This window comes from Curtobacterium sp. SORGH_AS_0776, assembly GCF_031453355.1.
GTDB lineage: Bacteria > Actinomycetota > Actinomycetes > Actinomycetales > Microbacteriaceae > Curtobacterium.
In genome coordinates this window covers 1,822,742-1,845,904 of record NZ_JAVIYU010000001.1, presented here as the reverse complement: position 1 = coordinate 1,845,904, position 23,163 = coordinate 1,822,742, and the positions used below count along the sequence as shown (strand labels likewise).

The window sequence follows — 23,163 nt, the reverse complement described above, 5'->3', positions numbered from 1 at the left end:
GCAACTTGTCCCCCGAACTGGGTGCACACTCAGGCGCGCCGTACCTCGCAGACCGAGGCCGGACGTGCTCCTGAGTCGGACTCAGTCCTCGGGCTCGTCCCCGGCAGCGTCGCCGAGCGCCGACGGCCCCTCGGTCACCAGCAGGCGGAACTGCTCGGCGTCGATGATCCGGACCCCGAGCTGTTCGGCCTTCGTGAGCTTCGAACCGGCACCGGGACCGGCTGCGACGAAGTCCGTCTTCTTGCTCACGCTCGAGGCCGCCTTGCCGCCCGCCGCGATGATCGCCTCCTGCGCGCCCTCGCGGCTGTACCCCTCGAGGGAGCCGGTCGCCACGACGGTCAGCCCGCTGAGCACGCCGCCTTCCTCGTCCGCGGCGCCCGGTCCGGGGTGCCCGGGCGTGGTGAACTGCACGCCCGCCGCCGTCCAGCGGTCGATGATGTCGCGGTGCCAGTCGACCTCGAACCAGTCGAGCAGGGCGTCGGCGATGATCCCGCCGACACCGTCCACCGCGGCGAGTTCCTCGCGCGAGGCGGCCCGGATCGCGTCGAGCGACCCGAAGTGGTTCGCCAGCGCGCGGGCTGCCACCGGCCCGACGTGCCGGATGCTCAGGCCGACCATGATCCGCCAGAGCGGCTTCGTCTTCGCGGCGTCGATGTTCGCCAGCATCTCGAACGCGTTCTTCGACGGGTACCGGCTCGGTTCGCCCGTGTAGTCCGCTCCCCGCGCGTCGGGGTCGAACGGCGGATCGGTCTTCTTGCGCGCCCGACTGAACGGCGTCACCCGCTTCGGCGCACCGTCGTCGGTGGTCTTCTCCATGCCGGTCTCGGCGTCACGGACGATGACCTCGATCGGGACGATGTCCTCCATCGTCAGGTCGAACAGGCCGGCCTCGGTCTCGAGCGGGGGCTGCTCGGGGTGGAGCGGCTGCGTCAGGGCCGCGGCAGCGACCTCGCCCAGCCCCTCGATGTCGAGCGAGCCACGGGAGGCGATGTGCTCGACCCGGCCGCGCACCTGCGCCGGGCAGCTCTTCGCGTTCGGGCAGCGGAGGTCGATGTCGCCTTCCTTCGCGGGGGCGAGGGGCGTGCCGCACTCGGGGCAGTTCGTCGGCATGACGAACTCGCGCTCGGTGCCGTCGCGGAGTTCGACGACCGGACCGAGCACCTCGGGGATGACGTCGCCGGCCTTCCGGAGCACGACGGTGTCCCCGATGAGGACGCCCTTCGCCTTGACGACCTGCTGGTTGTGCAGGGTCGCCTGGCGCACGACCGACCCGGCGACCTCGGCCGGGGCCATCACCGCGAAGGGCGTGGCGCGACCGGTCCGACCAACGCTGACGACCACGTCGAGGAGCGTCGTGTGGACCTCTTCCGGCGGGTACTTGTACGCGATCGCCCATCGCGGGGCGCGCGACGTCGACCCGAGTTCCTCGTGCAGGGCGAGGTCGTCGACCTTGATCACGATGCCGTCGATCTGGTGCTCGACCGAGGCCCGTCGCTCGCCGTAGTCCTTGACGAAGGCCAGCACCTCGTCGATGGAGTCGAAGACCCGGTAGTGCGAACTCGTCGGCAGGCCCCACGTCTGCAGGAGCTCGTACACCTCGGACTGCGCGCGGACGTCGGTGTCCCGTTCGAGTTCGCGGACGGGCCACGCACCGATGCCGTGCACGAGCATGCGCAGCCGACGGAGCCGGTCCACCATGAGCTCGCGCTTCGCCTCGGACTTGCCCTCTTCCTTCTGGCGGAGGGATCCGGCTGCCGCGTTGCGCGGGTTCGCGAAGACCCGCTCCCCCGCGTCGCGCTGCTTGGCGTTCAGTTCGTCGAACTGCTCGACCGGGAAGAAGATCTCGCCACGGACCTCGACGAGGGGCGGGTGCCCGGAACCGGACAGGCGGTCCGGGATCGTGCCCATCGTGCGGACGTTGCCGGTGACGTCCTCGCCGACGACGCCGTCACCGCGCGTCGCCGCCGACACGAGCCGACCGTTCTCGTAGCGGAGGTTGATCGCGAGCCCGTCGATCTTCAGCTCGGTGAGGAACCGGACGCGCTCGGCACCGGCATCGCGCTGCACCTTGACCGCCCAGTCGACCAGTTCGTCCGGGCTGAAGACGTTGTCGAGGCTGAGCATCCGCTCGGCGTGCTCGACCGGCGCGAACTGGATCGTCTGAACCTGCGCACCGACGGTCTGCGTCGGGCTGTCCTCGGTGACGAGCTCGGGGAAGCGCTGCTCGATGGCGTCGAGACGTCGGGCCATGACGTCGTAGTCCGCGTCGGTGACCGTCGATCCGTTCTCACCGAAGTAGTAGGCGCTGCGCAGCTCGGTGATCAGCGCCCGGAGCCGGTCGACCTCACGCTGCGCCTGCGCCGCGTCGAGTGCGGCGGGGTCGATCGTCTCGAACGTCGAGTCCGCGGGCGTCGTGTCGCTCATGCCCTCAGTTCTACCGGCAACCACCGACCGGACGCGCAGCCGACGGGCAACCCGGGAGCGCCGCGCGGTCAGACGGCGGCGGGCACCGCCGACACCGTCGCGTCGATCGTGCACTGCCCGAGCACCCGGGTGCCGACGTACACGACCGCGGTCTGCCCCGGCGCGACGCCTGACAGCGGCTCGTCGACGTCGATGACCAGCTGGCCGTCGGTGACCCGTGCGGTCGCGGGCACCGGGTCGGCGTGCGCCCGGATCTGCACGTCGCACGCGAACGGCGTGGACGGGTCGGCGGGCGCGGTGCCGGCCCAGGTGAAGCGCGACCCGGACATCGAGGTCACGTCGAGCGCCTCCTTCGGGCCGACCACGACGGTGTTCTCCTTCGGGCGGATCTCGAGCACGAACCGCGGCTTGCCGTCCGGGGCCGGTCGACCGAGGTGCAGTCCGCGCCGCTGTCCGACCGTGTACCCGGTCGCCCCGTCGTGCGCACCGACGACCGTGCCGTCCCGCTCGACGACCTCGCCGGGGGCCGTGCCGACGCGGTCCGCCAGCCAGCCCCGGGTGTCGCCGTCCGGGATGAAGCAGATGTCGTAGGAGTCGGGCTTCTGCGCCACGGTGAGGCCTCGCGCTGCTGCCTCGGCCCGGACCTCGTCCTTCGAGGGCGTCGCTCCGAGCGGGAACATCGCGTGCTGGAGCTGCTCGGCGGTCAGGACGCCGAGGACGTACGACTGGTCCTTCGCCCACGCCGCCGAGCGGTGCAGCTCGCGCGACCCGTCCGGACCGGTGACGATCGAGGCGTAGTGCCCGGTGCAGACGGCGTCGAACCCGAGGGCGAGCGCCTTCTCCAGCAGCGCCGCGAACTTGATCCGCTCGTTGCAGCGCATGCAGGGGTTCGGCGTGCGGCCGGCCTGGTACTCGGCCACGAAGTCGTCGACGACGTCCTCCTTGAACCGGGCCGAGAAGTCCCACACGTAGTAGGGGATGCCGAGCGCGGACGCGGCGCGCTGGGCGTCCATCGAGTCCTCGATCGTGCAGCAGCCGCGGCTGCCGGTGCGCAGGGTCCCGGGCATGCGGCTCAGCGCCAGGTGCACACCGACCACGTCGTGCCCGGCGTCGACCGCCCGGGCTGCGGCCACCGCCGAGTCGACCCCACCGCTCATCGCCGCCAGAACTCGCATGGCTCCAGGGTAACCCGCCGACGAAGCGGTACCGCGGGCGTACCTTTGTCCGAGCGATGACCTCCGAGACCCCTGCCTTCGACTTCCGGTCGGTCCTGCTGTCCGGGTTCCTGCCCGCAGCGCTCTTCGCGATCGGCGAGGGCGCGATCATCCCGATCATCCCGATCGCGGCGAGCTCCCTCGGCGCGAGCCTGGCGTTCGCGGGCTTCGTCGCGGCGCTCATCCTCGTGGGCGAGCTCATCGGGGACGTGCCGTCCGGGGTGGTGGTCGCCCGCATCGGGGAGCGCAACGCGATGATCGGTGCAGCCGTGGTCTCGGTCGTCGGGCTCCTGGTGTGCACGGCCGCCCCGAACGCCTGGGTCCTCGCGCTCGGGGTGTTCCTCGTCGGTGTCTCCACCGCCGTCTTCGCGCTCGCCCGGCACGCCTACATGACGACCGCGATCCCCCTGCACATCCGGGCACGGGCGCTGTCGAGCCTCGGCGGCGTGTTCCGCTTCGGCTACTTCGTCGGTCCGTTCATCGCCGCCGGTGTCGTGCACCTGACGGGCACCACGCAGAGCGCGTTCTGGATCCACATCGTCTGCTGCCTCCTGGCGGCGGTGACGCTCCTCGTCCTGCGCGACCCCGCGACGGGCGCACGCGGCTTCCGCAGGCCGAGCCGCGCCTCCCGGCTCACGACGGACGACGCGACGAACGCGACGGGCGCGACCACGACGGAGCCGCCCACCGACACCGGTGCGCAGTTCGTCCAAGAGGAAGCGCACGGCCTCTTCCGCACCATCCGCGCGAACCGGGCCGTGCTCCTCCGGCTCGGCAGCGGTGCCGGCCTGATCGGCGCGCTCCGCGCCGGCCGCCAGGTCATCCTGCCGCTCTGGGCGGTCAGCGTCGGGCTCGACGACTCGACCGCGGCGCTCGTCATCGGCATCGCCGGTGCGGTCGACTTCGCGCTCTTCTACACGAGCGGGCAGATCATGGACCGGTGGGGCCGCCTGGCGAGCGCACTCCCCTGCATGGTCGGGCTCAGCATCAGCTACTTCCTGCTCGCGTGGTCCGGGCACCTCGACGCCCGGGTGGGCTGGTTCGTCGCGATCGCGATGGGGATGTCGCTCGCGAACGGGGTCGGGTCGGGCATCCTCATGACGCTCGGCGCGGACCTCGCGCCGCGGGACCACCCGGCGCCGTTCCTGGGCGCCTGGAGGTTCACCGGCGACTTCGGGCAAGCCGCTGCACCGCTCCTCATCTCCGGCGTGACCGCCGTCGCGTCGATCGCGGTCGCGAGCGGGGTGATGGGGGTGCTCGGCCTGGTCGGCGCGGGCATCCTCTTGCGGTACGTGCCGCGGTACCTCCCGCGGAAGCTGCGCTGACCGTCCGCCGAACGGCCGGTCGGGGCGGCCCAGGAGGCGCGGATCACGTCCGGCGCGCGGGCGGCGCTCGGTAGACTGCCGCTGCTCGCGGGAGTGGTGGAATCGGTAGACACGCAGGATTTAGGTTCCTGTGCCCCTGGCGTGAGGGTTCGAGTCCCTCCTTCCGCACCAGAGTTTGCGTCCTCACGCATCTCATACCACCGAGGGACGTTGCCGTCATCGGCGGACGGTACCCTCGTCCTGCGGGACGCCTCCCCGTGTCCCCGCCTCCACGACCGGAAGAACCATGCACTCCGTCGCACTCGCCCTGATCCCCTGGCTGGATCCGCAGTACATCCTCGACAACTTCGGGGCCATCGCCGTGTTCGTGGTGTGCGCCATCATCTTCGCCGAGACCGGGCTGCTCGTCGGCTTCATCTTCCCGGGCGACAGCCTGCTCGTGATCACCGGCCTCTTCGCGTTCGACCGCGGCGGCGAGATCGGCGGCATCCCCGTCTGGATCGCCGCGCTGATGATCGCCGCGTCCGCGTTCCTCGGCGGCGAGCTCGGCTACTACATCGGCAAGAAGGCCGGCCCGCCCATCTTCGAGCGCAAGGAGAGCGGGCTGTTCTCCAAGGCGAACGTCGACCGCACGAACGCGTTCTTCCACCGGTTCGGGCCCCTCGCGGTGATCCTGGCCCGGTTCGTCCCCGTCGTGCGGACGTTCCTGCCGATCGCCGCCGGTGTCGGCCGGATGAACTACAAGAAGTACTCGCTGTACAACGCGATCGGCGCCGTCGTGTGGGGCGTCGGGGTGACGTTCCTCGGGTACTTCATCGGGCACATCCCGTTCGTCGCGCACATCGTCCGCGAGTACATCGACATCATCCTGCTCGCGGCCGTCGTCGTGACGGTCGTGCCGATGGCGCTGACGTACTTCCGGAACGCGCGCAAGGCGAAGCGCGACGAAGCCGCGGCCGAGGCGGGGACCGAGCCGCAGCGCTGACGGTCCGTCCTGCCGGACAGGAGGCGCGGTGCCGGCTGGCGCCGCGCCTCCTGTCCGTCGCGGGCCGTGCCGGCCCGGACCGGGCCGCCGCCCGGTCCGCTCGCGCCGCCGAGCGGGCGAAGTACGCACCGCTCGGCGCCCCCGCGCCGCACATTCCGCCCGCTCGCCGCACAACCGCGGCGGCCAGCACCGCCCAGCCGCCGCCCGCTCCGCCGCGGGGCCGCGGCTGCGCCGGGCCCTCGCACAACCAAAGACAACCCGAGCCACGTCGCGACGTGGCTCGGGTTGTCTTCGGTTGTGCGGACGCGCGCCCGCGCCCGCGCGTCAGACGCCGAAGTACTCCCGCACCACCGGCGCGATCCCACGGAACGCCTTGCTCCGGTGCGACAGCGCGTTCTTCTCCTCGCGCGTCAGCTCCGCCGACGTCCGATCGGCGTCGTCCGGCCGGAAGACCGGGTCGTACCCGTGCCCCCCGTCGCCGATGGGCTCGGTCGTGACCTCGCCGTTCCAGACCGCCTCGACCACGTGCTCGGTGCCGTCTGGCGTGACGAACGCCGCGGCGCACACGAACGCCGCCGTGCGCTCGACGACCCCGTCGAGGTTCCGCAGCAGCAGCGCGATGTTGTCCGCGTCGACCCGTGTGCCGGCGTACCGCGCCGAGTGGATGCCGGGAGCACCGTCCAACGCGTCCACCGCGATGCCCGAGTCGTCGGCGAGCGCCGGGAGCGCCGTGTGCGCGACCGCCGCCCGGGCCTTGATGAGGGCGTTCGCGGCGTAGGTGTCCCCGTCCTCGACGGGCTCCGGGCCGTCGTACCCGACGAGCTCGACGCCGTCGCCCAGCGCCGACCCGAGGATCTCGCGCAGCTCGACGACCTTGCCCTTGTTGTGCGTCGCCAGGACCACCGTGCGGGAGGTCACGCGAGCCCCAGCACGGACTTCTGGATCGCCGCGAGGGACTGGTTGCCCGCGAGCCCGAGGTCCAGCAGCACGTTGAGCTCGTCGCGGTCGAAGGGTGCGTGCTCGGCGGTCCCCTGCACCTCGATGAACTTGCCCGAGCCGGTCGTGACGATGTTCATGTCGGTGTCGGCGGCGGAGTCCTCGGTGTACGCGAGGTCGAGCATCGGCTCGCCCTTGACGATCCCGACGGAGATGGCCTGCACGCTGTCGAGCAGCGGGGTCGCCTTCTTCGCCACGAACCCGCGGTCGCGCCCCCACTCGATCGCGTCCACCATCGCGACGTACGCGCCGGTGATCGACGCCGTGCGGGTGCCGCCGTCGGCCTGGAGCACGTCGCAGTCGATGACGAGCGTGTTCTCGCCGAGACCCTTCGTGTCGACGACCGCGCGGAGCGATCGGCCGATCAGGCGGGAGATCTCGTGCGTGCGCCCGCCGACCTTGCCCTTGATCGACTCACGCTGCATGCGCTCGTTCGTCGAGCGGGGCAGCATCGAGTACTCGGCGGTGACCCAGCCGGTGCCCTTGCCGGCGAGCCACCGCGGGACGCCGTTCGTGAAGGACGCGGTGCAGAGCACCTTGGTGTTGCCGAACGAGATGAGCGCGCTGCCCTCGGCCTGCGTGCTCCACCCCCGCTCGATCGTGACGGGACGGTGGTCGGTCGCGGTGCGGCCGTCGATGCGGAGCGTGTCGCTCATGGGGTCCTTTCGATGCGGGGCAGCGTGATGGCCCCGGTCTGGAGGTGGCCGACGCTGGAGACCTCGGGGCCGAGGAAGCGTCGGGCGAGTCGGATGAAGCCGTTCTTGTCGTCGCCGGTCGCCTCGAACGAGTAGGTCGGCGGCTCGGTGGCAGTGCGTTCGAGTCCGTGCTCGACGAGTCGTCGGTACACGTCGTTGGCGGTCTCCTCGGCGCTGGAGACGAGCGTCACGTCCGGACCCATCACGTACTGGATCGCGGCGGACATGAGCGGGTAGTGGGTGCACCCGAGGACGAGCGTGTCGACGTCGGCTGCGCGGATCGGTGCGAGGTAGCCCGCAGCGACCTCGCGGAGCGCTGGGGAGGAGGTGTCCCCCGCCTCGACGAACTCGACGAAGCGCGGGCATGCCGCCAGGCTCAGGCTGATGTCCGACGCGACCGCGAAGGCGTCCTCGTACGAGCGCGACGCGATGGTGCCGACCGTGCCGATCACGCCGATGCGTCCGGTGCGGGTCTGCTTGACGGCGGCGCGTGCAGCGGGCTGGATGACCTCGACGACGGGGATGCCGTACGCCTGCTCGTACCGTTCGCGGGCGTCCCGGAGCACCGCGGACGAAGCGGTGTTGCACGCGATCACGAGGGCCTTCACACCCTGTTCGACGAGGTCGTCCATCACCTCGAGCGCGTAGCGACGGACGTCCGCGATGGGCTTCGGGCCGTACGGCGAGTGCACGGTGTCGCCCACGTACCGGATGCTCTCGCGTGGCAGCTGGTCGATGATGGCGCGGGCCACCGTGAGTCCGCCGACCCCGCTGTCGAAGACTCCGATCGGTGCATCCGTCACGACACCAGCGTACCGAGCGCGCGGGCCCGCCCGCCCCGCGAGCGGGCGCAATTCGCACCGCTCACCGCGCCGACACGACGGAATCCGCCCGCTCGCGTCCACGGCCCGTCCAGGAGGCGCGAGCCGACCCCGCCAGGCCGCCCCGCGCCTCCAGGCGACCACCCCCACCCCGCGAGCGGGCGAAACACGCACCGCTCGCCGCACCGACGCGGCACATACTGCCCGCTCGCGACCGCGCGGGTCCGCCCGCCTAGCGAGCGGGCGGAACACGCACCGCCCGCCGCGACGACCCGGCACATACCGCCCGCTCGCGTCCACGTCCCGCCCAGGAGGCGCGAGCCGACCCCGCCAGGCCGCCCCGCGCCTCCAGGCGGCCACCTAAACCCGCGAGCGGGCGGAACACGCACCGCTCACCGCGCCGACGCGGCACATACCGCCCGCTCGCGCGCGCCGGCCGGCGGATCCGTACCTCCGAGCCCGGGCGACACTAGTGTCGGAGAGGTGACCAGCGCGCTCCTCACGGACCAGTACGAACTCACCATGGTCGACGCGGCCCTCAAGGACGGCACGGCCGACCGCCGGTGCGTGTTCGAGGTCTTCGCCCGCCGCCTGCCGGACGGACGCCGCTACGGTGTCGCCGCGGGCCTCGGCCGGTTCCTGACCGCGCTGACGGACTTCCGGTTCGGCGACGACGAGATCGCGTTCCTGCGCGACCGCGGCGTCATCGATGCCGGGACGGCCTCGTACCTCGCCGACTACCGGTTCACCGGGGACATCCGGGCCTACCGCGAGGGCGAGGTCTTCTTCCCGAACTCCCCCGTCCTCCAGATCGAGGGCACCTTCGCCGAGGCGGTCGTGCTCGAGACCCTCGCCCTGAGCATCTTCAACGCCGACAGTGCGATCGCGAGCGCCGCCGCACGCATGGTCTCCGCTGCCGACGGTCGTCCGCTCGCCGAGATGGGCTCCCGGCGCACCGGCGAGTGGAACGCCGTCGCCGCCGCTCGGGCCGCGTACATCGCGGGCTTCGGGGCGACGAGCAACCTCGAGGCCGGGCGCACCTGGGGCATCCCGACGATGGGCACCGCGGCGCACGCGTTCACGCTCCTCCACGACTCGGAGGAGGACGCCTTCCGGTCGCAGATCGACGCCCTCGGGACCGGCACGACGCTGCTCGTCGACACCTACGACATCGAGGCCGCGGTCGACACCGCGGTCCGGCTCACCGACGGCAAGCTCGGCGCCGTCCGCATCGACAGCGGCGACCTGCCGTCCGTCGTGGCGTCGGTCCGCGCACAGCTCGACCGGCTCGGGGCGACCGACACGAAGATCACGGTCACGAACGACCTCGACGAGTACACGATCGCGGCACTCCGCGCGGCGCCGGTCGACTCCTACGGCGTCGGGACCTCGGTGGTCTCCGGATCGGGCCACCCGGCCGCGGGCATGGTCTTCAAGCTCGTCGCACACCGCGACGCGAGCCACCGCGACGCGAGCCACCGCGACGCAGCCGACGGCGGTGCGAACGACGACGGCTGGGTCCCGGTCGCGAAGAAATCGCCCGAGAAGGCCACCGTCGGCGGACGCAAGCAGGCCGGCCGCCGCCTCCGCAACGGCATCGCCACCGCCGAGGTCGTGCTGACCACGGGTCAGGTCGGGCCGGACGAGCGCCCGCTGCTCGTCCCCGTGGTGAGGAACGGCGAGGTGGACCCGGCATTCCTCGGCGTGCAGGGCGTCGAAGCGGCCCGCGCGCACCACAAGATGGCGAAGGCCGAGCTGCCCGCCGACGCGTCACGCATCGGTCGGGGCGACCCGGCCATCCCGACGCTCGTCATCTGAGCGTCGGCGTCACTCCGCCTTCATCTTCTCGTAGATCGCCTTGCAGTCGGGGCAGACCGGGAACTTCTCGGGGTCGCGCCCGGGGATCCACTTCTTCCCGCACAGCGCCTTGACGGGCTTGCCGGTCAGGGCCGACTGCAGGATCTTGTCCTTCTTGACGTAGTGCGAGAAACGCTCGTGGTCGCCGGGCTCGATCGCCTCTTCCTCGAGGAGCTTCTCGAGCTCGCGGTCCATCACGTCGAGGCCGCCACCGGGTTCCGTCATGCTCATGCGTCCAGGGTACGACGACCGGGCGCGCGCCGCGACGGTCCGCGACGCGCGGGGGGGGGCGTGGCCGACCCGTGACGGCCTGGAGGCGCGGGGCGGGGTCGACCCGCGCCTCCAGGCCGTCAGGTGGTCACCCCGGGAGGCGACCCGGCTCAGTTGCGCTGCGCTGCGGCCAGCAGGTCCGGCCCGTGGCGGTCGAAGAGGCGACCGCCGATCGCGACGCCCGCCGCCAGCACGACCACGCCGACCAGGACCCCGACGACGAGGGTCAGGATCCCCCACGGCTCCGGGCCGTCGACGAAGGCGAGCACCGCGAGCCACGCCGCGGGGACGGAGCAGACCAGGATCCCGACCACCATCGACGACTGCGCGACCGAGGCGAGGACGCCGGCGGCCTGCGGCTGCTGGAAGGGGTGGTCGCCCGGTCGGACGGTCGGGTACGGCAGCAGGACGGACACGACGCTCGACAGCCCGAGGCCGGACAGGAGCGCACTCGTGCTCACGCCGACCAGCAGCGGGAAGGCCGTCCAGTCGCCGAACAGCCACGCGGAGACCCACGAGCCGGCGACGAGTGCGGGGATGCCCACGGTGAGCACCGGCACGAGGCGACCGAGTCGGTCGCTCCAGCCCGGGGCTCCCGAGGCGACGTGCAGCCACACCGCGGTGTTGTCGTACGAGACGTCGTTGTGCGGCAGGAAGCCCGCGATGAGCGCCATCAGCGGCAGCGGCACCAGGGCGGTCCAGTGCCACGGCACGCCGGCCACCCCGAGCGGGATGACGACGAGCGGGACGAACACGATGATCAGGTAGGACGCGCGGTACCGCGGGTCGCGTCCCCAGTAGGTGAGTGCCCGTGCCGCCACCGCGCCGACGGGCGTGGAGCCGAGCGTGTCGAACCATCCGAGGCCCCGGTACCGACGGGTCCGCGCACGGCCGTCGACGGTCTCGAGCGCCCGGCCGACCACGGCCCACCAGGCGAGGCCGAGCAGGGCCACGACGACCACCGCGATGACGAGCTTGACGATGCCCTCGCCCACACGGCCGCTCGCGACGTCGGCCGGGACGGCCCAGGCGGCGCCCCACGGCGTCCACCCGGCGATGTCGGCGACGCGCTGCATCTCGGCGCCGGCCGGGTCGAGCCAGTCGACGCGGAGCAGGAGCGAGACGGCCGGGATCGCCAGCACGACGATGACCAGCGCGACCAACCAGCCGGCGTCCCGCGACCGGTGCGGACCGATCAGGGACGCACCGACGGCGCTGCCGACGCGGATGAGCAGCGCGCACGTGGCGATGGCGAGGAGGGCGGCGACGACGCCGAGGACGCCGACACCCGCACCGCGCATCCACGCGACCGACTGCGCGACGGCCACGACGGCGACCGCGACGACCGGGACCCCGATGAGTCCGGCGACGCCGAGCCCGACCGCCAGGTCACGTCGGCCGATGCCGAACACGGTGAAGCGCCGCGGATCGAACTGGTCGCCGCGCCCGACGACGAGCGGGACGACCGTGAACGCGAAGGCGATGAGCGTGCCGACCGGGACGACGACCGAACGTGCGACCTCGGGTGCGGCGTCACGGAGCCCGACGACCTCGATCGCCACGAGCACCGCGGCGACGAGTCCCGCGAGGCTGCCGAGCACGACGAGGACCGACCGACGGGCGCTCCCGCGGACCTCGCCCGCGAGCAGGTCCGCCCTCAGCCGGAGAAGCTGTGCAACCATTCCATGCTCTCTGCCACGACGCGGCCGCCCGCGAGTTCGACGAACTTGTCCTCGAGGCTCTTGCGCCCGCGGACCTGCGCCATCGTGCCGGAGGCGAGGACCTTGCCGCCGACGATGATGGCGACGGAGTCACACGTGCGCTGCACGAGCTCCATGGAGTGGCTGGAGAGCACCACCGTGCCGCCCCCGCGCGTGTAGCGACGGAGGATCTCGGTGATGGTCGCTGCGCTCACCGGGTCGACGGACTCGAACGGTTCGTCGAGCACGAGCACCCGGGGCGAGTGGATGAGCGTCGCCGCGAGGGCGATCTTCTTCGCCATGCCCACGGAGTAGTCGGCGACCTGACGGCCGAGCGCCTCGCCGAGACCGAACGCCTCGGCCAGGTCACTGCTGCGCTTGCGCGCGGTGGCACCGTCGAGCCCGCGGAGGGTCGCCGAGTAGTACAGCAGCTGCGCGCCGGTCAGCCGGTCGAACAGCCGGAGCCGGTCCGGCAGCACGCCGAGGTCCCGCTTGGCGGCTGTCGGGTCGGCCCACACGTCGTGGTCGAGCACGGTCACGCTGCCGGCGTCGGGGCGCAGGAGTCCGGTGACCATCGACAGGGTGGTCGTCTTGCCGGCGCCGTTCGGGCCGACGACGCCGAAGATCGAGCCCTGACGGATCTCGAGGCCGACCTCGTCGACGGCGAGGGTCTGGCCGTAGCGCTTCACGAGGCCGTCGGCACGGAGGACGACGGGCTGCTGGGGCTGCTTGGCCGTGGGCGCGGGGCGCTTCGTGCCGCTCGGGCGCTTCTTCGCGGACTTGGTGTCGGGCGCCGCGGTGTCCGCTGCGGTGTCCGTTCCGGTTGCGGTGTCCGTCGGGGTCGCGCGGTCGGTCGGGGTCGCGCGGTCGGTCGCGTCCGTAGCGGCGGGCGCGTCCGTCTCATCGGTCGCGTCCGTCTCATCCGCCCCGTCGCGCGGTCCAGGAGGCACGGTGCCGGTCGTCCCCGCCGTCTGCGTCGGGCGGGTGGCACGTCCCTTGCCGCCGCGCGCCTTGGCAGGGCGGCGACCGGTGGTCGTCGGCGCCACCGCCTGCGCGGCGACGCGGTCCGCCCCTGTCTCCGTCTCCGTCGTCTCGGTGGCCGTCGTGTCGTCGGTCATCGTGTCCTCAGCGGAGGCGTCGTGTGCATCCCCGTCCCCCATGTCGTCGTCAGCGGCGTCTCCCGCCGCAGTGGCGTCGTCGTCCTCGGTGGCAGCGTCGTCCGAGGTGTCGTCGTCGCCGTCGGCGGCCGCTTCGGCCTCGGTGTCGGCGTCCGCTTCCTCGGTCAACCAGGCAGCGTCCGACGTGGCGTACACGTCGTCATCGTCCCCTGCTGCTGCGGCCACCGCCCCACCGTACCAACGCTCACCGGACAGCGGGGGACGCCTCGGGCGCGGTGTCCCGAATCCCCGGCGCTGTGTCACAAATTGAGCACGAAGCGGCCGAGACCGTACCCCGGCGGAGGGTCGTTCCGTATCATTCACCGAGGCACGACGAAGTGTTCACCACTTGGAAACCTGCCCCGGCCGGTGTCCCCGTGACGATCCCTCCCTGCGAATGCGCGCAGAGACGGCGGTCTTCCCGGGCAGATCGGATCTTCCGGGAGCACACTCGACGAGGCCCGCCCGTGCCCCAGGGCGCGCGGGCGGACACCAGAAGGGACCAGCATGACCACGCAGATCGTCATCCTCGCAGCGGGGATGGGCAGCCGCCTCGGGCGCAGCCTGCCGAAGCCGCTGACCGAACTGAGCGACGGCCGCACCATCATGCAGCAGCAGTTCGACAACATCCGTGCGGCGTTCGGTTCGAGCGCACGCGTCACCATCGTCGTCGGCTACAAGTCGGAGTACATCGTCGAGGCCTTCCCCGAGGCGAACTTCGTCTACAACGAGTCCTACGACTCCACGAACACCTCGAAGAGCCTGCTCCGCGCCCTCAAGGCGACGGGCAAGGGCGGCGTGCTCTGGATGAACGGCGATGTCGTCTTCGACCCTCGTGCCCTGGTGCGTGCGGCCGACATGATCGACGAGGACCGCTCGTTCGTCAGCGTCAACACCGACAAGGTCTCCGACGAAGAGGTCAAGTACACCGTCGACGTCGAGGGCTTCATCCACAAGCTGTCGAAGCAGGTCGTCGGTGGCCTCGGCGAAGCCGTCGGCATCAACTACGTGTCCTCGAAGGACAAGCAGGCGCTCATCCGCCAGCTCGGTCGCGTCGACGACCAGGAGTACTTCGAGGGCGGCATCGAGGCTGCCATCGCCGAGGACGGGCTACTCTGGAGCCCGATCGACATCTCCGACCTCTACGCGGTCGAGATCGACTTCGCCGAGGACCTCGAGCGCGCGAACAACCTGTTCGCCTGAACCAGCGTCAGGACCCCCTCGGCGGTTCCGCCCGAAGGGAAACCGTGACCACAGCGAGTGCGCCGACCGCGCCCGCGGCTGCCGCACCAGCGGCGTCCCGGAGCGCCGGTCGGCGCTATCGTCATGCCCTCTGGCTGCTGACGATCCGAGACCTCCGCGTCCGCTACTCGACCTCGGCGCTCGGCTACTTCTGGTCGATCCTCGACCCGCTCGTGATGTCGGCGATCTACTGGTTCGTCTTCACGCAGGTGTTCCACCGCGGGTCGGTCGGCGAAGAGCCGTACATCGTGTTCCTGCTGTCGGCGCTGCTGCCGTGGATGTGGTTCACCGGTGCCGTCTCGGACTCCACGCGGGCGTTCATCAAGGAGACCAAGCTCATCCGGTCGACGACGATCCCGCGCAGCATCTGGGTCGCCCGGGTCACGGCGTCGAAGGGCATCGAGTTCCTCCTCAGCCTGCCGGTGCTCGCCGTGTTCGCGATCGCGACGGGGGCGCACTGGCACTGGGAGATCGCGCTCTACCCGCTCGCGATCGTGCTGCAGTGCGCGCTCGTGTACGGGCTCGGCCTGATCGTCGCGCCGCTCGTGGTCTTCTTCCGTGACCTCGAGCGTGCGGTGAAGCTCGTGCTCCGGTTCCTCTTCTACGCCTCGCCGATCATCTACGGCACGTCGGCACTGCCCGACAAGCTGCACGACCTCGCGGCGTTCAACCCGCTCAGCGGCATCTTCGGCATCTACCGCGCGGCGTTCTTCCCGTCGCAGCTGAACTGGTTCGAGGTCGGGGTCTCCGTCGTCGTCACCGTCGTCGTCCTCGCGATCGGACTCGTCGTGTTCCGCCGCAGCGAGCACCGCGTCCTGAAGGAGCTGTGATGACCGCCACCGAGCAGACCAGCCGCAGCGCGACGGTCGCCCCCGTGATCTCCGTCCGCGACGCCGGCATCCGGTTCAAGCGCAACCGTCGGGCGAGCCGGAGCTTCAAGGACCTCTTCGCCGGCAGCAACCGCCGCAAGCGCGCGGACGAGTTCTGGGCGCTCCGGGGTGTGTCGTTCGACGTCCGCCCGGGCGAGGCGATCGGGGTCGTCGGCCGCAACGGTCAGGGCAAGTCGACGCTGCTGAAGCTCGTGGCCCAGGTCATGCTCCCCGACGAGGGACGCATCCACGTCGGCGCCGGGGTCGCACCCCTGATCGAGATCACCGGTGGCTTCGTCGGAGACCTCTCGGTCCGCGACAACGTCTACCTCACGGCGGGACTGCACGGCATGTCCCGGGCCGAGATCCGCGACGCCTTCGACGAGATCATCGAGTTCGCCGAGATCGGCGACTTCGTCGACACCCCGTACAAGCACCTGTCGAGCGGCATGAAGGTGCGCATCGCGTTCGCGGTCATCTCGCGCCTCGACGAACCGGTGATCCTGGTGGACGAGGTCCTGGCGGTCGGCGACAAGGGGTTCCGCGAGAAGTGCTACAAGCGGATCGAGGAGCTCCTCGCCGGCGGCCGCACCCTGTTCTTCGTCTCGCACAGCGACAAGGACCTCCGCCGCTTCTGCGAGCGCGGGCTGTACCTCGACAAGGGTCGCCTGCAGCTCGACGGCACGATCGAGGAAGCACTGCAGCGGTACTCGTCCGACTACGCCGTCTGACCACCGATCCCCGTCCACAACCAGGGTCCCCAGGGCCGCTCTCCACAGCCGCCCCTCCCCCGAGCCGAACCGGCCGCCGGACGTCAGACCCTCACCCTACGGTGACGGCATGCACCACCCGACACCGGCCTACCCCGTCCCGTTCTCGATCGACCGTTCCCGTGCCCCGCGCCGCTACGACCTGCTGAACACCGGCGACGAACCCGTCGACGGCATCACGCTCACCCACCTCGGCACCGGCTACTGCCCGCCGCTCGCCGTGCACCGGCTCGAACCGGGTCGGTCGCTCTCGATCGCCGTGTTCGGCGCCGCCACCGACGACACGGGCGTGGTGATCGTCCGCTGGCGTCGACCGGACCGCTCCGAGTACCTCTGGCGGATGTCCCTCGTGGGTGACGCCCGTGCTGCCTGACCGTCCTCGTCGTGCCACCGCCGACCGGTGGGTCCGGGTCGGTCCCTCAGTCCTCGCCGCGCGCCGCCGCGACGGTCTGCCAGCGGGCGAGCAGCCGTTCGACCGCGTCGTGCAGCCGCTTCGTCGCCGCACCCGGCGTCGTGTCGCCGAAGTACCGCTCGACCCAGCGCTGCAGCTTCGCGAGCTCGGCGGCGTCGTTCGCCGCGGCGTCGACCCGCGCGACGACGTCCTGCGCATCGGACGCCGTCAACCAGTTGGCGTCGCTCAGGTACCCGCGCTCGTCGACGTCCGCCTCGGGCGAGACCGGCCGGGTCACGATGAGCGGCTTGCCCACGGCCAGCCGGTCGTAGATCATCGCGCTGATGTCCGTGATCGCCACGTCCGCTCCGGCGAGCTGCCACCCCAGCTCGGCACCGTCGTCGTACACGTGGTGCGCGCCCGGGTCGGCGGCGTTGGCGCTCGCGATGGCCGCGACGATCCGCTCGTGCGCCGCCTTGTACGCGGCGTCGCGCACACCGCTGCGAGGGTGCGGCCGGTAGACGAGCCGGTGCGTCGGCGACGCGAGCACCCGTTCGGCGATCGTGGTGCCGTGGCTCGCGATCGACCCGTAGGCGGCCGCGGCCCGGTCCCCCTCCCAGGTCGGCGCGTAGAGCACGACCGTGCGGCCGTCGGCCGGGTACGGCGCCGCGCCGGCGAAGTGGTCGGCCTGCGGGCGACCGATCGAGATCGTCCGGGCATCCAGGTCGTAGTCCCACAGGGCGTCCGACAGCCGTCCACGAGCGGCGTCACCGGCGATCAGGGCGTAGTCGTACGCCTTGAACTGGTTCGTCGTCATGTACATCTTGTCGCTCTCGCCGTGGTTCACGAAGACGTGCCACATGCGCCCGTACCGCATCATCTGGAAGTTGCGGGCGTTCTGGTTGACGTAGAAGACGATCTTCGGGGCCTGCTCCTCGACGAACTGCTCGAGGTCGACGACCTGGCGCGCGTAGACCACGGGCACCGGGGACTCGTCGAGCAGGGTGAGCATGGTGCCGGGGCTCCGCGCGATGATCGCGACCGGGTGGGTCGCCGCGAGTTCGGCGAGGGGGGCGTACCACTGCCGCACCTGGTACATGTTCACGGGGCCGTCGGCGAAGTAGACGGCGATCTCCACGGTGCCCGGAGCAGGGGCCGCCACCGACGGCAGTCGGCGTGCGAGTTCACGACGGCTGCGTCGCGACTTGAGCAGGCGGTCGGCGAGCCGCAGGGCCGTGCGCGCGTCGCTGATGATCGGCATGGTCTCTCTTCCTGGGTCCGGGGACGGTTCGGTGCGGGCGGGTCAGACGACGGGCGGACGGCCGGCGAGCGTCATGCGACCGATCGTGAGCCAGCCCATCACGTGCACGGGGCCGCAGTCGCTCCGCCAGCCTTCGCGGACGCCACCGAACCAGGTGGCGAGCCGCTGCGGGTGTCGCCACCAGCGAGCGACCTGGATGGCCGCCCACGACCCGACGTACACCGGTCGGAGCACCGCCGGCAGGTTGCGCCGAGCCAGCCAGACCCGGTTCCGAGCGTTCAGCCGGTAGTACTCGGTGTGACGTGCCGGGTCGATCGCGGGGTGGTACGCGACGAGGTCCCCGGCGTACCAGGTCCGTCGGCCGGCATCCCACACGCGCCACGCGAGCTCGATGCCCTCGTGCGCGTAGAAGTACTCCGCTCCCCAGCCGCCGGTCGCGCGGTACACGTCCATCGGCAGGACGACCGCTCCTTCCCACACCGAGAACACCGGCGACGAGTGATCGGGCTCGCCCTTGCGGATCCGCGGGATCCAGCGCGTCGGGTTCGCAGCGCCGGTGGGGTCGACGACCCGGGGTTGCACGAGACCGAGCGACGGATCGCGCTCGAACAGGCCGATCGCGTCGCGCAGGAACGTCTGCGACGGCACCGAGGCGTCGTCGTCGAGGAAGAACACGTAGTCGCCGTCGACCACCTCGGCCCCGGCGTTCCGCCCGGCGGGGATGCCCACGTTCTCGGGCAGGGCCAGCGCGCGGACGCCCTCGGGCAGACCGGTCGGCTCCCAGCCGTTGCCGACGCACACCACGTCGAGGTCGACGTCCTGCTGCGCGAGCACGCTCTCGAGTCCACGACGCAGGTCGTCCGGGCGGGTCCCCTGCGACAGGCTCACCACGGCGACACGGGGCCGCTCGCGGAGTGGGACCGCGTGACGACGGAGCGTGCCCGGCGTCACCCGCGGACCCGCTTCGACGAGATGATCGCGACGAAGTGCCCGAACGTCGCCAGCACTGCCAGTGGCAGGAGCGCGCCCACCAGGATCCGGTCGGCCAGGGGATGACCGATCACGAGCGCCAGCAGCGCGAAGACGAACGCGAGGATGCTCAGCTCGACCGAGTGGTACAGGCGGTGGAACGGCAGGAACCGGGCGGCGCGGCGAAGCGTGGCGAGCCGTCGTCCGGACGGAGCGGTGCCGGCGTCGCGACGGTCGACGAGCTTGTCGAGCCCGGCGTTCGCCCGTGCGACGTGCACCATGTCGTTGAGCGCCTTGTTGAGGACGATCACGAGTCCCAGCGCGCAGCCGATCGTGGTCCACATCCAGTCCGCGCCGTGGATCGGCCACGTGGCCGCACGGACGCCGAGTGCGATGGGGATGAGTCCCTCGGTCGTGTAGTGCCCGACCTTGTCGAGGAACACGCCGGCGGGCGACCGGGTCCCCCGCCACCGGGCGACCTCGCCGTCGCAGCAGTCGACGAGCATCTGCAGCTGCCCGAGCACGAGCGCGAGCGCCGCGCCCCAGATGCCCGGGATGAGCAGGGCGGCCGCGACGCTCCACCCGACGAGGATCATCAGGCCGGTCACCTGGTTCGCCGTCACGCGGGTCTTCAGCAGCACCCACGTCAGGTACGGCGAGACGTCCCGCAGGTACAGCGACGCCGTCCAGTGCTCGGCGTTCGCCCGCGAACGGACCTCGTCCGGTTGGGCGACGGCACGGAGTTCGGCGATCGAGGTGGGGCGGGCGTTCCCGCGGCCGGTCGTGTCATCGGTCAAGAGGTCAGGTCACCGTCCCGTGTGCGTGGTCAGCTCGGACGTCCGGGTCAGGAAGCCGATGATGAAGCCGAGTCCCCACCCGACGTGGATGCACGGCAGCACCACGACGAGCCAGAGGAGCGTCGGCAGCCCCGACCGCCGGGCGACCGCGACGGCCCCCAGCACGACGAAGACGATGTAGACGGCGGGCACCACGAAGCCGAGCAGCGCCCACGCCGCCCCCGTCCCGAGTGCGGCGCCGACGATCCCGACGATGCCGGCGACGATGCCGAGCGCCATCGCGGCGACCATGGCCGGGGGCACGAAGTAGCGCAGCCCGTTGTTGGCGGGGAACCGGCGGGCGAGCTCGCCGCGCCACAGCCCCGTCGCGACGAACTGCCGGACCAGACGCTTCAGGCTCGGCCGCGGGCGGTACGTGACGACGAGCTCCGGGGTGAACCACACCGTGCCACCGGTCTGCCGGAGCCGCCGGTTGAGCTCCCAGTCCTGGCCGCGCTTGATGCCCTCGTCGAACAGCCCGACCGCGAACAGTCGCTCACGCCGGAACACGCCGAGGTACGCCGTCTCGGCCGGACCGGCCTGGCCGCCGACGTGGTGCGGCGTGCCACCGAGCCCGACGCGGCTGCCGTACGCGAGCGCCACGGCGCGTTCGAACGGGGTCCGCCCCTCGGCGCGCATGATCCCGCCGACGTTGTCCGCGCCCGACTCCTGCAGCACGCGCACGGCGATCCGCGTGTAGTCCTGCGGCAGCACCGAGTGCGCGTCGACACGGACCACGACGGGGTGCACGGACGCGCGGATCGCCACGTTCAGCCCGGCGGGGGTGGAGCCGGCCGGGTTCTCGATCGCGCGGATCCGGGGGTCGGCGGCGCTCATCTCGGCGACGAGTTCGTTCGTGCCGTCGATCGACGGGCCGAGGGCGAGGATGACCTCGAACGGACCGGAGTAGTCCTGCTCGAGCAGACTCTGGACGGCTGCCCGGACCTCGGTGACCTCGTTGAGGACGGGCATCACGTACGAGACGCCCGGCAGGGGCTGTCCGTCTGTCTGCATCGGTACCTCGGGGTCCTCACCTGGGTGCACGGGACGCACCGCGGACGGTGCCGCCCCGCAAGAGCGACCCTGAGCCTATCAAGTCGCCGCGGGTCGTCGGGGCGACCGGCAGACGGACGGGAGGTGGGCCCCACCCGGCCGGTACCGGCGCGACGCGGAGCCTGCGGAGCGTCGTGACGGCCGAGACGGGAGGGACGGTGCCAGCTGGCACCGCGCCTCCCGTCCGTCGCTGGTCGCGTCAGCCCTTGTAGGTGCCGAGCGTGACGTCCGCCTCGCGCGTCTGACCGCCGCGGATGAAGGTGATCGTGGTCTTCGCGCCGCCGGCGAAGTACCGCACCTGTGCCGTGAGGTCGGTCGCGTCGGACACCGTCGCCGAGCCGATCTTCGTGACGACGTCGCCCTTCTGCAGGCCGGCCTTGGCCGCCGCGCCACCGGACGACACCGACTTGATGAGGCCGCCCATCTGCGTGGCGTTCGCGTCCTCGGCGGCGTCGCCCACGGTCGCACCGAGCAGCCCGTGCGTGGCGGAGCCGTTGTCCTTGATCTCGTTCGCGACCCGCTTGACGAGGTTCGACGGGATCGAGAAGCCGACGCCGATGCTGCCGGACTGGCTCGACGACGAGTCGGACGAGCTGCCCGCGCTGGCGATGGCCACGTTGATGCCGATGAGCTTGCCCTTGGAGTCGAGCAGCGCACCACCCGAGTTGCCGGGGTTGATCGACGCATCGGTCTGGATGACCGGTAGCGACACGGTGCTGTTCGTCGACGAGTTGCTGCCGTTGCCGCCGTTGCCCCAGAAGTCGAAGGGACCGCCGCTCGAGCCGTTCCCGCCCTCGTTCGAGTCGCCGCCCTCGGTGGGAGCGCTCGAGGTGACCTGGATGCTGCGGCTCAGGGTCGAGACGATGCCGTCCGTCACCGTGTTCGACAGGCCGAGCGGCGCACCGATGGCAACTGCGGTGTCGCCGACGTTGAGGTCGGAGGAGTCCGCGAAGCTGATCGGCTTCATGTCCGTCGCGTCGATCTTGATGACCGCGAGGTCGACCGTCGGGTCCGTGCCGACGAGCTTCGCCGGGTAGATCTTACCGTCCGAGGTCGTCACGGTGATGGTGCCGTTGGAGCTGTCGCCGTCGAGGGTCACCACGTGGGTGTTGGTGACGATGTAGCCGTCCTTGCTGAAGACGACGCCAGAACCGGTGCCGGCCTCGCTGCTCGACGAGACGTTGATCGTGACCACCGAGGGGGTCGCCTGCGCCGCTACCGCGGTGACGACCGTGGCGTTGTTGTAGTCGTTGACGGTGAGGTTGCCGCCACCCTGCGCGCTCGAGGACCCGACGACGCTGCTGCCGCCCTGCGTGTTGGACGCGGCGAGCCAGCCGGCGCCGCCGCCGACGAGGCCAGCGATGACGACACCGGCGATGATCGGGAGGGCGAGGCGGCCACGACCGGTGCCGGTGCGGCGGCCGGGGGCTGCTGCTCCGACGCCTGCTCCGGCTGCGCCTGCTGCTCCGGCGGCCCCGGCTGCTCCGGCGGCTCCGGTGTCGAAGTAGTGGCCGTTGCGCTGGTTCGAGCCGTCGACGTCGCCGAACGCGCTCGTGGGGGCCTGGGCGGACGGGGCTCCGGCGTACTCGGAGGCCGATGCCGGCGCCGAGGTCGGCTGGGCGTACTCGCCGTAGCGGGGCTGCTGGCCGTACTGCGCCTGCTGTCCGTACTGCGACTGGCCGTACTGCTGCCCGTACTGCTGCTGGCCGTACTGGGACTGACCGTACTGCTGCTGGTCCTGGCCGTACTGCGGCTGGCCGTACTGCTGCTGGCCGTACTGGGACTGCTGGGCGTGGTCGGTGCCGTACGGAGTGCCGTGCGCGCCGTACCCGGCCGGCGCCTGGCCGTACTGGCTCGTCTGGCCGTACTGGTTGGGCTGGCCGTTCTGGTCCGGCTGGCCGTACTGGCTCGTCTGACCGTACTGGCTCGTCTGGCTCGTCTGACCGGCGTCGGAGTCGTGCTGGGACAGCGTCGGGTACGGCGCCGTGTACCGGTCGGTCGGGTGGTCGTTCGAGGCCGCGATGACATCGGGGTCGCTCGCGGGAGCGATCACGTCGGTGTGGTCCGCGGAGCCGTCGTGCGGAGAACGGTCGCTCGTCGGAGCATCGCTGCTCGGAGCGTCGTCGCGGAACGCGTGGTCGAAGTGCTCGGAGTCGTTCGGCGAAGCGTCCTCGGATGCGGCCTTCGCGGCCGCGTCGTCCGGACGGATGTCGTCGCCCTGCCCGTTGGGCGTGGTGTCGGTCATGCTGGACGTGCTCCTTTCAAGCTCGTGCAGTCTGTCGCACCCACCTGAGCGGTGCTCCTGGTGACGCTGCAAGCGACCTATGG

Annotated in this window: 20 protein-coding genes and 1 tRNA gene; 8 read left to right on the top strand and 13 right to left on the bottom strand. The window is 71.4% G+C overall.

Annotated features, from left to right (window positions below):
* Positions 1-81 precede the first annotated feature (81 nt).
* Together ligA and mnmA are read right to left on the bottom strand one after the other, a co-directional pair.
* The gene (gene ligA, locus QE359_RS09275) at positions 82-2,424 is read right to left on the bottom strand and encodes an NAD-dependent DNA ligase LigA (RefSeq protein ID WP_309778937.1); all 2,343 of its coding nucleotides are present in this window, start codon (positions 2,422-2,424) and stop codon (positions 82-84) included.
* 68 nt (positions 2,425-2,492) lie between these two features.
* Positions 2,493-3,599, bottom strand: a complete 1,107-nt coding sequence (gene mnmA, locus QE359_RS09270; protein WP_309778936.1) for a tRNA 2-thiouridine(34) synthase MnmA — start codon at positions 3,597-3,599, stop codon at positions 2,493-2,495.
* Positions 3,600-3,655: 56 nt separating this feature from the next.
* On the opposite strand from mnmA, the gene QE359_RS09265 reads away from it, so the two are divergent.
* The 3 genes from QE359_RS09265 to QE359_RS09255 all read left to right on the top strand — a co-directional run bounded on the left by QE359_RS09265 (position 3,656) and on the right by QE359_RS09255 (position 5,948).
* Positions 3,656-4,963 carry an MFS transporter gene (locus QE359_RS09265; RefSeq protein WP_309778935.1) on the top strand — a complete coding sequence of 436 codons (1,308 nt, stop codon included), beginning with the start codon at positions 3,656-3,658 and terminating at the stop codon, positions 4,961-4,963.
* Between the two features lie 87 nt (positions 4,964-5,050).
* A tRNA-Leu gene (locus tag QE359_RS09260) sits at positions 5,051-5,134 on the top strand.
* Positions 5,135-5,249: 115 nt separating this feature from the next.
* Positions 5,250-5,948, top strand: coding sequence for a DedA family protein (locus QE359_RS09255; protein ID WP_070416665.1), 699 nt, complete (start codon positions 5,250-5,252; stop codon positions 5,946-5,948).
* A 324-nt stretch (positions 5,949-6,272) separates the two neighbouring features.
* Here the strand turns inward: QE359_RS09255 and rdgB are convergent, their stop codons facing one another.
* Genes rdgB through murI form a run of 3 tightly spaced genes read right to left on the bottom strand, consistent with a single transcriptional unit; the run spans position 6,273 to position 8,442 of the window.
* Entirely contained in the window at positions 6,273-6,866 is a 594-nt protein-coding gene (rdgB, locus tag QE359_RS09250) for an RdgB/HAM1 family non-canonical purine NTP pyrophosphatase (protein WP_309778934.1), read from the bottom strand.
* Positions 6,863-7,600 (bottom strand): ribonuclease PH, encoded by a 738-nt coding sequence (rph, locus tag QE359_RS09245; protein WP_309778933.1) that lies wholly within the window; start codon positions 7,598-7,600, stop codon positions 6,863-6,865. Before rph ends, rdgB begins: the two co-directional genes overlap by 4 nt.
* Positions 7,597-8,442: a glutamate racemase gene (gene murI, locus QE359_RS09240; RefSeq protein ID WP_070419170.1), complete on the bottom strand. Its 846-nt coding sequence runs from the start codon at positions 8,440-8,442 to the stop codon at positions 7,597-7,599. Before murI ends, rph begins: the two co-directional genes overlap by 4 nt.
* 501 nt (positions 8,443-8,943) lie before the next feature.
* On the opposite strand from murI, the gene QE359_RS09235 reads away from it, so the two are divergent.
* Positions 8,944-10,278: a nicotinate phosphoribosyltransferase gene (locus QE359_RS09235; RefSeq protein ID WP_309778932.1), complete on the top strand. Its 1,335-nt coding sequence runs from the start codon at positions 8,944-8,946 to the stop codon at positions 10,276-10,278.
* Positions 10,279-10,287: 9 nt separating this feature from the next.
* Here QE359_RS09235 and QE359_RS09230 read toward each other — a convergent pair whose 3' ends face one another.
* The 3 genes from QE359_RS09230 to QE359_RS09220 all read right to left on the bottom strand — a co-directional run bounded on the left by QE359_RS09230 (position 10,288) and on the right by QE359_RS09220 (position 13,630).
* On the bottom strand, positions 10,288-10,548 hold the full coding sequence (locus tag QE359_RS09230) for a DUF3039 domain-containing protein (RefSeq protein ID WP_092384164.1): 261 nt from the start codon (positions 10,546-10,548) through the stop codon (positions 10,288-10,290).
* Between the two features lie 149 nt (positions 10,549-10,697).
* The gene (locus tag QE359_RS09225) at positions 10,698-12,269 is read right to left on the bottom strand and encodes a hypothetical protein (RefSeq protein ID WP_071295003.1); all 1,572 of its coding nucleotides are present in this window, start codon (positions 12,267-12,269) and stop codon (positions 10,698-10,700) included.
* Positions 12,245-13,630, bottom strand: coding sequence for an ABC transporter ATP-binding protein (locus QE359_RS09220; protein ID WP_309778931.1), 1,386 nt, complete (start codon positions 13,628-13,630; stop codon positions 12,245-12,247). The genes QE359_RS09225 and QE359_RS09220 overlap by 25 nt, the downstream gene beginning before the upstream one ends.
* 321 nt (positions 13,631-13,951) lie before the next feature.
* Here QE359_RS09220 and QE359_RS09215 point away from each other — a divergent pair, with 321 nt between their 5' ends.
* From QE359_RS09215 to QE359_RS09200, 4 genes are all read left to right on the top strand, one after another.
* On the top strand, positions 13,952-14,647 hold the full coding sequence (locus QE359_RS09215; RefSeq protein ID WP_309778930.1) for a phosphocholine cytidylyltransferase family protein: 696 nt from the start codon (positions 13,952-13,954) through the stop codon (positions 14,645-14,647).
* A 44-nt stretch (positions 14,648-14,691) separates the two neighbouring features.
* Positions 14,692-15,516, top strand: coding sequence for an ABC transporter permease (locus QE359_RS09210; RefSeq protein ID WP_070416670.1), 825 nt, complete (start codon positions 14,692-14,694; stop codon positions 15,514-15,516).
* Positions 15,516-16,286, top strand: a complete 771-nt coding sequence (locus QE359_RS09205; protein ID WP_070416671.1) for an ABC transporter ATP-binding protein — start codon at positions 15,516-15,518, stop codon at positions 16,284-16,286. Before QE359_RS09210 ends, QE359_RS09205 begins: the two co-directional genes overlap by 1 nt.
* A gap of 109 nt (positions 16,287-16,395) precedes the next feature.
* Complete coding sequence (locus tag QE359_RS09200) at positions 16,396-16,698, top strand: hypothetical protein (RefSeq protein WP_309778929.1); 303 nt, start codon at positions 16,396-16,398, stop codon at positions 16,696-16,698.
* Positions 16,699-16,744: 46 nt separating this feature from the next.
* On the opposite strand, the gene QE359_RS09195 is transcribed toward QE359_RS09200, so the two are convergent.
* The 5 genes from QE359_RS09195 to QE359_RS09175 form a co-directional block, all read right to left on the bottom strand.
* Positions 16,745-17,977, bottom strand: coding sequence for a CDP-glycerol glycerophosphotransferase family protein (locus tag QE359_RS09195; protein ID WP_309778928.1), 1,233 nt, complete (start codon positions 17,975-17,977; stop codon positions 16,745-16,747).
* A gap of 42 nt (positions 17,978-18,019) precedes the next feature.
* Positions 18,020-18,928: a glycosyltransferase gene (locus QE359_RS09190; RefSeq protein ID WP_309778927.1), complete on the bottom strand. Its 909-nt coding sequence runs from the start codon at positions 18,926-18,928 to the stop codon at positions 18,020-18,022.
* A complete protein-coding gene (locus QE359_RS09185; RefSeq protein ID WP_071294999.1) occupies positions 18,925-19,743 on the bottom strand; it encodes a CDP-alcohol phosphatidyltransferase family protein in 819 nt (272 codons plus the stop codon). The genes QE359_RS09190 and QE359_RS09185 overlap by 4 nt, the downstream gene beginning before the upstream one ends.
* Positions 19,744-19,752: 9 nt before the next feature.
* Entirely contained in the window at positions 19,753-20,796 is a 1,044-nt protein-coding gene (locus QE359_RS09180; protein ID WP_309778926.1) for a glycosyltransferase family 2 protein, read from the bottom strand.
* Between the two features lie 238 nt (positions 20,797-21,034).
* Positions 21,035-23,080 (bottom strand): trypsin-like peptidase domain-containing protein, encoded by a 2,046-nt coding sequence (locus QE359_RS09175; RefSeq protein WP_309778925.1) that lies wholly within the window; start codon positions 23,078-23,080, stop codon positions 21,035-21,037.
* Positions 23,081-23,163 lie beyond the last annotated feature (83 nt).

Bases quoted from the DNA above. Each gene is read 5' to 3' on its own strand.
- QE359_RS09225 (WP_071295003.1), bottom strand. From the start codon at position 12,269: ATGGTTGCACAGCTTCTCCGGCTGAGGGCGGACCTGCTCGCGGGCGAG.
- rph (WP_309778933.1), bottom strand. From the start codon at position 7,600: ATGAGCGACACGCTCCGCATCGACGGCCGCACCGCGACCGACCACCGT.
- QE359_RS09265 (WP_309778935.1), top strand. From the start codon at position 3,656: ATGACCTCCGAGACCCCTGCCTTCGACTTCCGGTCGGTCCTGCTGTCC.
- QE359_RS09205 (WP_070416671.1), top strand. From the start codon at position 15,516: ATGACCGCCACCGAGCAGACCAGCCGCAGCGCGACGGTCGCCCCCGTG.
- mnmA (WP_309778936.1), bottom strand. From the start codon at position 3,599: ATGCGAGTTCTGGCGGCGATGAGCGGTGGGGTCGACTCGGCGGTGGCC.
- QE359_RS09195 (WP_309778928.1), bottom strand. From the start codon at position 17,977: ATGCCGATCATCAGCGACGCGCGCACGGCCCTGCGGCTCGCCGACCGC.
- QE359_RS09215 (WP_309778930.1), top strand. From the start codon at position 13,952: ATGACCACGCAGATCGTCATCCTCGCAGCGGGGATGGGCAGCCGCCTC.
- QE359_RS09175 (WP_309778925.1), bottom strand. From the start codon at position 23,080: ATGACCGACACCACGCCCAACGGGCAGGGCGACGACATCCGTCCGGAC.
- QE359_RS09230 (WP_092384164.1), bottom strand. From the start codon at position 10,548: ATGAGCATGACGGAACCCGGTGGCGGCCTCGACGTGATGGACCGCGAG.
- ligA (WP_309778937.1), bottom strand. From the start codon at position 2,424: ATGAGCGACACGACGCCCGCGGACTCGACGTTCGAGACGATCGACCCC.
- QE359_RS09255 (WP_070416665.1), top strand. From the start codon at position 5,250: ATGCACTCCGTCGCACTCGCCCTGATCCCCTGGCTGGATCCGCAGTAC.
- QE359_RS09200 (WP_309778929.1), top strand. From the start codon at position 16,396: ATGCACCACCCGACACCGGCCTACCCCGTCCCGTTCTCGATCGACCGT.
- QE359_RS09180 (WP_309778926.1), bottom strand. From the start codon at position 20,796: ATGCAGACAGACGGACAGCCCCTGCCGGGCGTCTCGTACGTGATGCCC.